Origin of the sequence: Erythrobacter sp. EC-HK427, from assembly GCF_902498745.1 — a bacterium.
Classification (GTDB): domain Bacteria; phylum Pseudomonadota; class Alphaproteobacteria; order Sphingomonadales; family Sphingomonadaceae; genus Alteraurantiacibacter.
In genome coordinates this window covers 1,911,054-1,924,181 of the sequence record NZ_LR701479.1, presented here as the reverse complement: position 1 = coordinate 1,924,181, position 13,128 = coordinate 1,911,054, and the positions used below count along the sequence as shown (strand labels likewise).

Genomic DNA, 13,128 nt, shown 5'->3' with positions numbered 1-13,128 from the left:
TCTCAAACATAACCCTAATTCATAAGATTACAGCAATTTATCAAGGAGTAAGACAATGGCCCGTATCCTTCTCAACACCCGCTTCTTGGACGTGGCGAAGCGCGAAAATGTGGCTTCGGCACAGCTCCTTGACGAGCGCGCAAAGCTCTCCCGGCTGGCCGATGACAAGAAGCTGACGTCGGCGCAGGAAGCCAAGCTGGCAGAGCTGGACGCGATCGAGGACGAGCGCGTCAAGAGTGCCAAGAACAACAACAAGCACACCGAAGTGCTCGATCCGCTGTTTGTGGCAACCCGCACCCTGCTCAACGCCAACAAGCTGCTGCCCGTGCCCCTGCGCTCGCAGGAAAACGGGATCATGGGCTTCGACACGAGCAAAACCTCCGATCCGGCCAACCCGACCGCCGAAGAGAGGGAATCGCTGATCAAAACGGCGCTGACCTTCGGCTTGCTCCAAGCCGAGGGCGCGGTGCCGCCGCCGGTCACGGTGGTCGGCCAGCAATCCGGCACCACCGGCGTAAAAGCCAGCGGCACAGCGCATGGCAAAACGCTCTATCCCGACGAAGGCAGCAAACGCTACGCCGAATTCACGCAGGAATTCTTCGAAGCGGTCGGCGAAGCGGCCAGCTATGGCCAACTGGCAGAGGACGTGTTCTCGATACTCTCGCTGGAAGGCGATCCCGACGGGCCGGGTGGCGACACTTACGAACCCGTCGTCGATGCTGAGGAGTTCGCCAAGGTTCTGCGCGGCCTCAAGGATCGGGGTATTCATGTAACCGTCCCGCAATTGCGGCGGCGGGTCAATGAAGTGCTCGACGAGATCCAGAATGTCGGTTCGCGCGACAGCATTGCGCTCACAGGCATCGAACTGCCCGATCTCGACAATCTGGCCGACCAGAACATCGTGCGGGAAAATATCCGCGTGATGGGCCCGATGATCGTTTCGGCGATGTTCGAGGAGCTGAAGGTCTTCCAAGTGGTCGACCGGATCGTCGAACAGTTCCAGCGCGGAATGCTGCCGGTCGGCTCCGGCTCGGCCGGGCGGCTGCTCTACAATTACTGGCGCGAGGCACCGAACCGGATGTCGGAGCAGGAACGGCGCGATTTCCAGACGATCACGCTCGGCGTTCCGGGCGGCAATCCCAACGCGCTGGTCAATCGCGATTTCAACGATCTGTGGATCCGCTTCGTCTCGTCCGTGTCGTCCTATGTCCGGCAGAACGATGTCGATACCTTGTTGCGGTCGTCCGTGCCCGGATCGATCAGCCAGCAACAGGTGCGCAAGGCTGCGCGCGATCTGGCCGCGAACCTGACGCTGCATGGCTACGGCATGGCGCATTACGCCGCGCGCGAAATCCAGGCGCAGGTGTCCTTCGTGATCAAGCTGCTGCAAGATAAGGAGATTCTTGCGGCCTACGGCGCGCGGGATATGTGGCAGGTGATCGACCACGTGGCGACCTACGATCTCGGCGGCGCCAAGACGAGCTCGCGCTATCGCACGCTGGCGACTTGCGGCACTATCATTATCGAATGGTTGGCAAAGCGCGCCAAGGAAATCAGCAAGCCCACCGGAATGCTGATCAATCTGGCCGAGGTTCGCAGCCCGATCGAGGAACTCAATCACCGGGCCACGGTCAATCCCAGCGATTACGACCTCGTCAATGCCTGCGAATTGTGGCTGGCCGATACCGCCACCAGCGATAGCCAGATCGAAGAGCTGTCGCAGCCGCGCGAAGCGCCGACCACCACCAGCAAGCCGATCCCGATCCCCGCCATGGCGCAGGATATGCTCGATGGCATGGGCATCGGTCTCTCCAATAACGCGGGCAGAGGCATGATGTGGACGCGGCACTGATCGCAGCCTCCACACTCTAACAGGAAAGGAATACCGTCATGAGCTATTTCGCTCCCACGGCCGAACCGCTGATGCACAAGGTGGAACGGCGCCTGCGCCGGGCCGCCCAGCGGATTGGGACGACGGACCCGGTGCCGTCGATTACCGACCTGCTGCGCCGCACCTTCCACTATCCCGATGGTGATCCGCGCTATGGCCGTAACGCTTTAATGCCGATGGCCGCACCGTTCGAGCCCAGCTTTTCGGAGCTACAACCGAACATCCTGCGCTTCACCATCGAACCGCTGCCGCCCGAGGCATCGGGGATCGACCGCCGCAACGAATCGACCCGCGAAATGCGCCGATTGCTCGGCCAGAATATCGGCAGCGATGCGGTGTACTGGTTCGACCGGGCAAGCGAACCCTTTCGCGGGATGAGCGCGCGCGGCTCGCTCGATTACGGCGCGTTCTTCGGATCGTCCTATGATCGAGACGGGCTGTATTCGTCCAAGGTCTATTACGAGACCAATGGCGACGGTGCGACGATCGACCAGCTGCCCGCCGGCCTGTTCCGCACGGTACAGGTGGTGACGCAGCTGATCCCCGGCTTGAAACCCTTGTTCACCACGCTGGCGGCGGAACGGCAATCGGGCTCACAGCGGCTGACCTTTGCCGCAACACAGCCGCTCAGGCTCGCCGATTTGCAGCCCGCGCTCGATGCGCTCGGCCTCGGCCACCGCTTGCCGGGCATCATGCAAACGGTCGGTCTGGTGCTCGGCGGGCGCTTCGATCTGCCTGCCAATGCGGCGCTGCTCGCCTTTGGCGAAGGCCCGGGCGGCCCCGATTTCGAGCTGTATCTGCTGCTGGCGCATATCCCCGATGTGCCACCCGCCTTCCTCAGCCTGCTGACCATGGGACTGGCCGAACGCCCGCGCAGCCTTGCCGCGCTGGAGCGGTGGATGGGCGCCTTCACGCCCGAAGACGAGCACTGGCCCGGCCGCTTCTCGATCATCAGCCTGAAGACCGACCGCCATTCGCCGCCCCGCGTCAGCCTCTATTTGCGCCCGGTGGAATTCGAACTGCACGCCGAGGCCCTGCCTTCGGCAGCCTGAAGCGCGTCCCCTCTCTTGCAAAGGTTCTGTCATGACCAGTATGTCCCCGCATCCCGTCCCGGCCGCCATGGCAGAGCCGCAACCCGCACCCGAAGTGCGTGCGGCAGTGGCCGACGTCCTGCAGAAATCCCCCGCGTTCCGGGCGATGAATGCGCAAGACCAGCGGGCGATTGCCAAGGCCACCGCGCAAGTGGCGGGCTATCTCGCGCAGCCCGAAGGGATCGACGGGCGCGCAGTGGGCGGCGTGGTGCCGCAGGGAATGGCCGCCAACGATCCCGCTGCGCCCGCGCAGGGAATGTTCTTCGGCAATGACAAGTCGGCCGATGAAGCGAGCTGGGACGAGCGGCGCGCTGCCGTTGATGCCATCGGCGAAGGCAAATTCCGCGCCGATGCCGCCCGCGAAGGCGCGGCGGTGGCGGGGGAATTGCTCAACCAGGTGAAATTCCCCGATTTCGTCTCCGGCCTGATCGAGGGCGTGTTCTCTTCCATCACCAAAAGCTCCATCGAGCAGATGGAAGCATATCAGAACATGATCGCCAATGTGGCCAAATCGCTGAAGCAGTACATGGACGATCACGTCACCATGAACCAGGGGCGGGACAATCTGGTCGACCAGTTCCCTGACCTTTTCGAAATCGGCAGCAGCGGCGACGGCTTCGGCGATTTCAGCGGCAGCTTGGCCGATGGCGACGATTTGTTCGGTGACAGCGGCGCAAGCGCGGAACCGCGCCTCAAACTGCGCGAAGGCGTGGATGAAAGCGCAGCGCTGTCAAAGATCAACAACACGCTCACTTTCGAGGACGGGAACCTCAAAAGCCTCGACCTGTCGGACGAGAATGTCGAGCGCGCGCTGGTTGAAAACAGCCGGATGCAGCTTGCCCGCCAGCGCCAGCAGCTGATGGCCAGCATCGTGCTGATGGGGATCAACCGCATCGTGGTGACCGACGGACGTATCTCGGCCAAAATCAAATATGATGTCCGCACCTCGGATCGCCTGTCCAAACGCCGCAGCGCTTCGGCGATGGATTATGCGCGGGATCGCTGGGGCAATGTCCAGAAAAACCGCAGCAACGAAGGCGAGTATGAAAACAATTCCTCGACCTCCGGCAAGCACGGCACCGAGGAATACAGCGCCGACTGGTTCGCATCGGGCAATTACAAATATGAAGAACGCCCGATCATCACCGCCAGCACGATGGCGGCCGAAACGCAGGACGCGGGGATGCAGGCCAAGATCGAGCTGCAAGGCGCGGTCGATGTGAATTTCAAATCGGACTACCTGCCGCTCGACCAGATGGCGACGCCGGGGATGATCGCGGCGATCCAGGGCAATGCCAAGCCGGTCGATCCCAATGTCGTGCCCAGCCCGCGCGGTGCGCCCGCCCCTGCTGCGGCAACGCCTGCGCCCGCAACCACAGCCCCCGCCCCCGCGCCGGTAGCGGCTCCCGCCGCATAAGGAGCACTGCGCGATGTCCGTTTCCCTTCCCCCGCCCGCCATCGCCAAGCCGCAGAGTGCGGCGCTCGCGACAACCAGCGCCGAGGCGATTGACGCCACGCGCCCGCAGGTGCGCGACGCGCTGCTCGCCGCGCCCGCTTTCTCGGCACTATCGGATGCTGAACGCGCGCAAATTGCAGCGAATACGGTGAAGGTCGTGAGCTATATGACCGACCCCGACGGTGTGCTTTCGGAAACGGGGCAGGCCATGGCCGCGCCGCCGCTCCCACTGCCAACTGCCGCGCCAGCATCGGCCCAGTCCGCACCGGTGGCCGAAGCCATGCGCGAAAGCGCGACCGAGGCGACCAAGCGCCGCCTGTCGGGCAAGCAGGGCTTTGCCGGGCAGGATTTCGAGGCGGGCGCGGTGCGGCAGGGGGTCGAGCAATTCGGCGAAATGGTGCAGAAAGTCGACTTCCCCAAATTCGTCGGCGGGCTGATCAAGAACGTCTTCCAAGCCATCGTCGAAAGCTCGATCGAGCAGATGCGCGCCTATGGCGAATTGATCGCCAACGTCTCCAAATCGGTCGACCAGTTCATGGCGGACAATATCACCGAAGCCTCGGGCCGCGATTATCTCGCCGACAAATACCCCGATGTGATGGGGGTCAATACGGGTGGCGGCGGCTTTTCGGACGGGTTTGCCGATGCCGATCCGGCAAGCGAAGAAGCGAGCAAGCCGGTGCTCGAAGCGACCGGCGAGGATGCCGCCGTCCGGCTTGCCGAAATCAGCAAGCAGATGAACGTCAATCCGCCGGTCACCGATCTGTCCGATGCCAATGCCGAATTGCGGCTGGTCACCGCGGCACGGCTGGAAATGGCCAAGAGCCGCCAGCAATTGCTGTCGTCCATGGTGATGCTGGGGATCAACCGCATCGTCGTGACCGATGGCTCGATCAACGCCAAAGTGGTGTTCGATATGCGCGCTTCGGACAAGGCGCAGCGCACCTCGCGCGCCAGTATGCACGACCGCGAGGCGCAGAAATACACCCAGTCGGCGAAGGCCGAATATGGCAGCTGGTACACGCCCTATTCCGCCAGCGCGAGCTTCACCGGTCAGCAGGAACACGTCGCCACGGTCGGCTCTGCGGTGGACGAAAACAGCGAATCCAAGGCGGAGGTCAAAGCGCGGCTTTCCGGCGATGTGCGGGTCAATTTCAAGAGCGATTTCCTCCCCATGGAGAAAATGGCGACGCCGGGCATGATGTCGGTCATCCAGGGCAATTCATTGCCCTTCGATCCCAACCGGAAGGAAGAGGCGACGTCGTAATGGCCATGCAGATCACGCCCGTTGAAGATGCCACCATCGATGCCGCGCTGCGCAAAGGTGCGCATCTGGTCGCGCAGGCCACGGCAACGGGGCTGGCCTTTGCCTTTGACGAGCTCGGCCATATCGATCTGCCCGCCGACAGCGCGTTGCAAGTCGACAAGGCGCAGCTACGCGCGCTTGCCTCGCTCTATCTTGCCGCCGAGCTGGAGCCTGCGGGCGTCATTCCGGCGGCCGAAGCGCTGGCGGGACTTGCGGGGAGCAGTCTCAACATAGCACTGGGCCCGGTGCGGCCGCTGGTCGGCGAGTTCTGGGAGAAGCGCCGCCAGCGTCCCGACGAGGCCGAGCGCAACGCCTTCTTCGCGCGGCTTTATGGCACGTCATCCGGCCCGCTGACCGCCGGCGTGGATCGCAATACGCTGTTCGAAGACCGGATGCTGACCCTGTGCGAGGCGCTGATTGCGCTCAATGGGCAGGCAGGGGGACAATATGGCGGGTTTACCGGGCAAGCCCGCGTCCGCTCGGCAGCGCGCAAACTGCTCGCCAATGTGCTCGGCGCGAGCGGCGGCATCACCGCGTTTTTGGCAGGCGAGATTGTCGCGACGCTCAAATCCGCCTTCGCCATTCTCGGCCATCCGCATTTGCGCGGCCAGTTTGGCGCGCGCAATATCTGGGATGTGGTGGCGGCCATCTTCCGCCTGTCCGGGCGGCCGATGCTGGTGCCCTCTGCCTATATCCGGCGGGGCAAAGCGGGGATGACAATCCTTGCCTGGCTCGCCGAAGCTGCCGAGACGCTGGAGAGCAATGCGCCGCTCGTCCAGCCGAGCGATCCGGTGATCGGCGCGGCGACCGAATGGATCGAAGCGGTGCTGGAAATCGGTGAAAGCGTGGCACAGGTCGGGCCGTCGGCGCCTGCCGCACGGGCATCGCCCTGGACGCAGATCGGGTATTGAAGCGTGACGGCGGCGGCCCCTCCCGGCCAGACCGCGCGCGGCGATGTGCGCGAAGGCCTGCGCGATGTCCTGACCTCGGCACACGCGTTCAATGCGCTGGAACCGGGGACACGCAAGGATATCGCCCGCGCGCTGGTGAAAATCGGTTCGACCGCGCTCGATCTGGCGGAGGAGGAAGAGCGCGCGGTCAAACCCGTCCGCCCGCGCCAGCCGCTTGCCGTGGCGCAGTCGCAGCCCGGCTTCGGCGCGGCGACCGACCGGCTGGCACAGACGACGCGCGATACGCTCAACGCCGTCTCTTTCCCGCGCTTTGTCAGCGAGCTCATCACCGGCGTGTTCAAGGCGATGAACGATTCGAACCAGCAGCAACTCACCGCCTTCGTTGACCTCATCAAGAACGTCGCCGCCTCCACCGAAGGCTTCGCCGATGCCAATATCGGCAATGGCGGGGCGCGGACGTGGCTGGCGGAAACCTTCCCCGGCTCCTTCGCCATCGAAGGCGGCAGCGACCCCGAATTTGACCGCCCGCAGGATATGAGCCCCGAAGACCGCGCCGAATGGGAAGCCGAAAATGCGGCAGAGCAGCAGCTGGTGCTCGTCTCCGGCGGCACGTTTCCGTCCGAAGGCGCGCTGCGCAGCGCCTTGGGTCTGCCCGAAGGCCAGTCCATCCCCACCGGCGATCCCGAAAGCCTTGTGCCGCTGGCGCGCTCCGCCCTCGCCCGCAACAAGCAGCAAATGCTCGCCACGATGGTGCAAATGGGCTTGCAACGGATCGTCATCGAAAGCGGGCGGCTCAATGCCTCGATGCGTTTCCACGTCGATACGTCCAGCGTCGCCAACGAGGACAGGGGCTCGCAATTCGATATGCGCAACACGGTGGAAGCGGGCGCGAATGCTTCGGTGGGGCCATGGGGGGCGTCGGCCAAGGTGCAGAATACAATCGGTTTCGTATCGACCAACCGCGCGCAGAACAGCGAGGAAATCAATACCGAGCTCGACCTCGACAGCGGGGTGGAACTGATTTTCCGCACCGATTATCTGCCGCTGGACAGGCTGGCGGGCGGCGAAGCGCGCGAGCGGATACGGGTCAATGCGATCAATCCGGAAGCCGAGGCCACGCGGATCGATGCCGCGCGCACCGCCCGTGCCGAGCGGAGGGAGACCGACCGCACCGCGCGGCGCGACCAGCTCGATTCGCGGTTGCAAACGCCCGAAGCGCCCGCGCCGATGACGCCTATCGAGGTGCCGCAGCCGCAAACGCCGCCGAGTGACGGATCAAGCGCGGATAGCAGTACGGCAGCCCCTGCTGCGGAAGAGCCAGCAACCGCAGCCGATCCGGCGGCCGCCGCGTCCTGATCGCTAGCCCCCGCTCTCCTGCGAGAGGTCGAGCGCAGGCTGCGGGTGGTGGGGCACCAGAATCAGCTCGCCCCCTTCGATCCGCACCGAGGCGAGGCGCGAGAGCAGGTTCATCCCGATCACATTGGTTTGCCCCAGCCCCGGCGCGATGACCGCATCGAGATCGCGCGCGATGACATTGCCGAAGCGCATCTCGCCGATGCTGGTGGTATAGGCGGCGGCGACGCCGTTGGCAGTGTTGAGCCGGATGGGGAGCCCGCCTTCGCGCGGCTCCAGCCCAGCCGCCGCTGCGGTTTCTTCGGACACGGCGGTCAAGGTTGCGCCGGTATCGACCAGAAAGCTGGCGCGGTGGCCGTTTATGGTGGCGTCCAGCCAGTAATGCCCGTCCACGTGCTGCGCGATGCGGGTTTCCTGCCCTTCGACAATTTGTTCGGGATAGCCCAGTTGCGGCACCGCCAGCGAAAAGCGCGGATCCATCCGCGACAATTGCAACACGACGAGCACCAGCACGCCCATCAGGCACAGCGTGCTCGACACTCTGAGCACCCGGCCCACTAGGGGCAGCCGCCCGTTCACCAGCGAACCGACCAACCCGGCAAACATCGCCACCAGCGCCGCAATCAGCAGCAGTGATTTGTCCAAAGCGCGGATCGAATGCGCCAACTGGTCAAAGACGGGAGCGAAATCCATGTGCCCTATATAGCAGCTGTTTCAGGCTTTGCGATGAACCTGCCACAAAAGTCAGGGTGCCCAAAGTCAGGGCGCCCAAAGTCAGGGTGCGCTGCGCGGGATGGCGGCCACGCGCGCTTACGGCACAGGCGAAGGCAAGTCGTCTGCGCCAACATCCAGAGTTCTCCATTGCGCCAAGGCGTCGGCAATTGTGCGCCCATGGCCTTTGAACGACACTCCGGTGCCAGCAATGTTCTCGCCAGCATCGCCGAGCTCGCCAATCCGGCAGGCACAGGCCCATTCAATGGCCAGAATTTCTTCCACGAGGCCGGCCAGTTCGCGGGTTTCGCACGCAAGGCTGCTGCCATGCGTCCAGAAGTCCTCGGTGCCGTATGATGTGCTTCCGCCTGATCCGAAAATGCGGGTTGAAAAACGCTGGCGTGCATATTCGAGCTTTGCTTGGGCCAGTTTCGGCCACTGGATCAGGCCTAGCGGGCGGGCTGCCGTGGCCGCATCTGGAGCGGTGCCGGGCACTTTGCCGCTCAGCAGGAATTTGCTGCGCTCGACCGAACTCCAGGCGAGCATCAGGAGCGCTTCGATCAACGCGCTGTTGGCAATCGCCACACCGGGCGCCAGAAATGATCCGCTGGGCACGTGAAGCTGCTGCTTCGGGCAAAACAGCGGGTTGCCCGATGGCAAAGCCAATCGATCGTCGATCGCCTGCGCCAATCGTTCGACCGCATCGTACACATTGCCCGCAATCTCGGTCACGCAGCGCAAGGTCACCGGATACTGGTGCGCCATGGCAGAGTGGGCGGAGAGCTTCTTGTCGAAAAACGCGATGAAGCCCTGCGCATGGCGAGTGCGCGGTTTTCCCGGTTCGCGGAAATGCTCCGCCCCCACGCCGAGCGCCTTGAGGCTGGCCAGCAATGTCAGCTGGAGCCGTTTCAACACCGGCTCCAGCTCGACAATTAGATGCGCGGCAAGGCCCAAATGCACAAAGACGCCGTTAATCAGCCCCAGCGCTTCGCCGCGCTGCAAGGGCGGCTGATCCGTTTGGCGGGCCAGAACCGCTTTGGCCCAATGCGCTGCGGGGATAACGTCCCCGCAGGAATAGGAAGCGGTTGCGGGGATTTGCGGATGAAAGCCCGGATCCTCGAAAGCGGCCAGAATGGCCTTGTAGCTCTCGCCACCCAGAATCACGCCATCCGCTTTCAGGCTGAATATCTTGGCGAGCGTGATCGCGCGGCACGCCGACCGATCAAGCCAAGGCTCCGAACCGATACTGTGGTTTTCGATCAAATAGGATTCGAATTCGAAACCCTCAGCCCGCGCGGTGGCGTCAAGATGGCCGACCAGCGTATTGGTTCCGTAAATCGGCACGGTAGAGCGGTCAGCATAAGCGGAAAACGCTGCATAATGCTGTGCGATGGCTGTCGACCGTTCATGCGCCCAGCCGGGCAAAACGCCCGCTTGCAGCGCGCCGATGAATTCCCGGATATCGTTCATCGGATGTCCCTTTTGAAGAAAATCCATGCGGGAATGGCCAGCAACACAAGGATTGCGGTGATGTTGAAAACCAGATCGAAGGAGGTGGCATGGGCCAGATCGGTCACGCCGTAAACCGGATCGGTGTTGCCCTCCGCGGTGTGAACATCCTGCGAATACCAGTAGATATTGTGCACCAGAGAGACAATCTCGATTACGCCAAGCAGGAGGATCGCCACGCTGCTAACCCGCTGTGAAACCGCCGAATTGGCCAGCGCCATGCGCGAAAGCCGTTCTTTGATAACCGCCGATTTGGTGTCGATCGCTTGCACCAGATCGGGCATCGTGAAGCTGTTGGCGATGTCATCGAAGATAGCCCGGTTGCGATCTTGCAGGCCGTTCTGGAAATCGGCGAATTCGCTGCTCGTTTCTGCCCGGAATATCTCCAGCCGGTCGAACACCCGGTTGTAATCCCGGAAGGAGCGGGCGCTGCTGGATGCCACGACCGAACGATACAGGCGACGCTGGGCACTGCCGATGATGTCGACCAGACAATAAAAATGCTGCACCGCGCAGCACAGGGCGATGTAGTTTTCCGGCTCCTCGAACCTCTCCAGCACCGTGTTGCCCCACCCGACCGAATAGCCCTTGGTGTTGGCCACTGCACCGGCCCGCAAGGCCGGGCGGATCAGTTCCCGTTCGTGCAGGGTGCAACTGGAGAGATCGAAAACGCGGTGCGCCCACATCAGGGATGATCGCGACGGGTCCCACACCGGATAGTCGGGGGTGGAAATGTCTTTGAAGGCGACAAATTCGCGTGGCCGCTTCAGCAATGTCCGGCGGTGGGGCCAAAATTGCGGATCGGCTTGCACAGCCAAAAACCGGCGCAGATAGGGTTCGATGGCGACGGTCTGCAATACAGCGGCAGCTTCTGCCGCGTAATGCGTGAGGTAGCGTTCCAATTCGCCCGGCGTGCGGGCAAAGCCGGTGATCCGGTCGGTGCGCACGAAAAGATGGAGCACGACGATGGCCAGCGTGTTGTCGAAAATCTGGATCTGCGCGCTTTCGATCGCCTGCGCGCCGCACTGGTCTTCGGTCAAACGCGCTTCGACCTGCGCTTCCAGCACAGACGCGCGCTCTCCGGCAAAATCTATGCGCACCAGCGGCTCCGCAAACCAGGTGCCATAGTCGGCATCGAGGCTGGTATATTTGGTAAAGTCCGTCTCGACATCGGCGCGCTTATCGGTGGTCATCGTGCTGCAGACACTATCGCCGGACGTCTCGCAAATATGCTTCAGCAAGGCGGAAAACTGGCGCGGATGCGCATGGGCCAGTTCGGTGTCGAGATTGATCAGGGTGCGGATCGGGGCAATGAGAGCTACGTGCACGCGCGCAACCTCCTGGAGGCATCCGCCCTGCGGATTACTGGTGCACAAACCTGCAACATTGCGGCCAACGCATCATCCCGAAAAGAAACCCGACAAGCAAGTTCTCACCATGGGGCAGACCGGCCTTAAATGAAACCCCTTGCTTGCCAGAGCCTTGCTTGCGTGGCCTTGACCATCACGCCGCCTGCCGCTTGCTTTCCGACAATTCGCGGTTGAGCATTTCGGCGAGCAGGAAGGCCAGTTCCAGCGATTGCGCGGCGTTCAAACGCGGGTCGCAATGGGTGTGGTAGCGGTGGTTCAGCCCGGCATCGGTGATCGCCACCGCGCCGCCGGTGCATTCGGTCACATCCTGCCCGGTCATTTCCAGATGGATGCCGCCCGCATGGCTGCCTTCGGCGCGGTGCACGTCGAAGAAGCCGCGCACTTCGGCAAGGATGCGCTCGAACGGGCGCGTCTTGTAGCCGCTGTCTGCCTTGATGACATTGCCGTGCATCGGATCACAGCTCCACACGACCGGATGCCCTTCGCGCTGCACCGCACGCACCAGCGGCGCGAGGCCTGCTTCCACCTTGTCGTGTCCGAAGCGGCTGATGAGCGTGATGCGCCCCGGCTCGCGCGCGGGGTTGAGGATATCGAGCATCTCCAGCAGCGCATCGGGCGCAAGGCTCGGCCCGCATTTCATGCCCAAGGGATTGTTCACCCCGCGCAGGAATTCGACATGGGCGCTATCGAGGAAGCGCGTGCGGTCACCGATCCACACGAAATGCGCCGAGCAATCATACCATTCGCCGGTCAGCGAATCCTGCCGCGTCATCGCCTCTTCATAAGGCAGCAGCAGCGCCTCGTGGCTGGTGTAGAAGCTGGTCGCCTTCAAATGCGGATCGCCTTCGATATCGACCCCGCAGGCTTCCATGAAATCGAGCGCTTCGCCAATGCGGTTGGCGATGTCCTGATATTTCTCCGCCCACGGGCTGCGGCCCATGTAATCGAGCGTCCAGCGTTGCACCTGCCGCAGATTGGCATAGCCGCCCCCGGCAAAGGCGCGCAGGAGATTGAGCGTGGAGGCCGCCTGCGAATAGGCGCGCAGCATCCGTTCGGGATCGTTGCGGCGCGATTCGGGCGTAAATTCAATGCCGTTCACATTGTCGCCGAAATAGCTCGGCAGCGTCACTTCGCGCCCGTCGAGAACCTGCGTTTCGGTATCGGAACTGCGCGGCTTGGCGAACTGGCCTGCCATGCGCCCCAGCTTGATCACCGGCATTTTACTGGCGAAGGTCAGCACCGCCGCCATTTGCAGGATCACGCGGAAAGTATCGCGGATATTGTTCGCGCTGAATTCGGCGAAGCTCTCCGCACAATCGCCGCCTTGCAGCAGGAAGGCCTCGCCTTGCGCGACCTTGCCAAGCTCGGCTTTCAGCATCCGCGCTTCACCGGCAAAAACCAGCGGCGGGAACCCGGCCAGCGTCTGCGTCGCCCGAGCGAGCGCCGCTTCGTCTGCGTAAGCGGGCAGGTGCTTTGCGGTGAAGCGTTCCTGTCTCCAGCTATCGGGTGTCCAATTCTGTGCCACGTCGT

Annotated in this window: 10 protein-coding genes; 6 read left to right on the top strand and 4 right to left on the bottom strand. The window is 63.0% G+C overall.

Going from position 1 to position 13,128, the window contains the following annotated elements; genetic code table 11:
- The first annotated feature begins 55 nt into the window (after nucleotides 1-55).
- The 6 genes from GC121_RS09455 to GC121_RS09430 are packed head-to-tail and all read left to right on the top strand — an operon-like array spanning nucleotide 56 to nucleotide 8,011.
- Nucleotides 56-1,852, top strand: a complete 1,797-nt coding sequence (locus tag GC121_RS09455; RefSeq protein ID WP_151974048.1) for a hypothetical protein — start codon at nucleotides 56-58, stop codon at nucleotides 1,850-1,852.
- A gap of 38 nt (nucleotides 1,853-1,890) precedes the next feature.
- On the top strand, nucleotides 1,891-2,943 hold the full coding sequence (locus GC121_RS09450; RefSeq protein WP_151974047.1) for a hypothetical protein: 1,053 nt from the start codon (nucleotides 1,891-1,893) through the stop codon (nucleotides 2,941-2,943).
- A 31-nt stretch (nucleotides 2,944-2,974) separates the two neighbouring features.
- Nucleotides 2,975-4,399, top strand: coding sequence for a hypothetical protein (locus GC121_RS15320; protein ID WP_199857817.1), 1,425 nt, complete (start codon nucleotides 2,975-2,977; stop codon nucleotides 4,397-4,399).
- A 13-nt stretch (nucleotides 4,400-4,412) separates the two neighbouring features.
- A complete protein-coding gene (locus tag GC121_RS09440; protein WP_199857816.1) occupies nucleotides 4,413-5,705 on the top strand; it encodes a hypothetical protein in 1,293 nt (430 codons plus the stop codon).
- Nucleotides 5,705-6,655: a hypothetical protein gene (locus GC121_RS09435; protein ID WP_151974044.1), complete on the top strand. Its 951-nt coding sequence runs from the start codon at nucleotides 5,705-5,707 to the stop codon at nucleotides 6,653-6,655. The genes GC121_RS09440 and GC121_RS09435 overlap by 1 nt, the downstream gene beginning before the upstream one ends.
- A gap of 3 nt (nucleotides 6,656-6,658) precedes the next feature.
- Nucleotides 6,659-8,011 (top strand): hypothetical protein, encoded by a 1,353-nt coding sequence (locus tag GC121_RS09430; RefSeq protein WP_151974043.1) that lies wholly within the window; start codon nucleotides 6,659-6,661, stop codon nucleotides 8,009-8,011.
- A gap of 3 nt (nucleotides 8,012-8,014) precedes the next feature.
- Here the strand turns inward: GC121_RS09430 and GC121_RS09425 are convergent, their stop codons facing one another.
- From GC121_RS09425 to GC121_RS09410, 4 genes are all read right to left on the bottom strand, one after another.
- A complete protein-coding gene (locus tag GC121_RS09425; protein ID WP_151974042.1) occupies nucleotides 8,015-8,701 on the bottom strand; it encodes a TIGR02281 family clan AA aspartic protease in 687 nt (228 codons plus the stop codon).
- A 117-nt stretch (nucleotides 8,702-8,818) separates the two neighbouring features.
- A complete protein-coding gene (locus tag GC121_RS09420) occupies nucleotides 8,819-10,189 on the bottom strand; it encodes an aromatic amino acid lyase (RefSeq protein ID WP_199857815.1) in 1,371 nt (456 codons plus the stop codon).
- On the bottom strand, nucleotides 10,186-11,556 hold the full coding sequence (locus tag GC121_RS09415) for a hypothetical protein (RefSeq protein WP_151974040.1): 1,371 nt from the start codon (nucleotides 11,554-11,556) through the stop codon (nucleotides 10,186-10,188). Before GC121_RS09415 ends, GC121_RS09420 begins: the two co-directional genes overlap by 4 nt.
- 175 nt (nucleotides 11,557-11,731) lie before the next feature.
- Complete coding sequence (locus GC121_RS09410; protein WP_151974039.1) at nucleotides 11,732-13,123, bottom strand: class II 3-deoxy-7-phosphoheptulonate synthase; 1,392 nt, start codon at nucleotides 13,121-13,123, stop codon at nucleotides 11,732-11,734.
- Nucleotides 13,124-13,128: the final 5 nt, after the last annotated feature.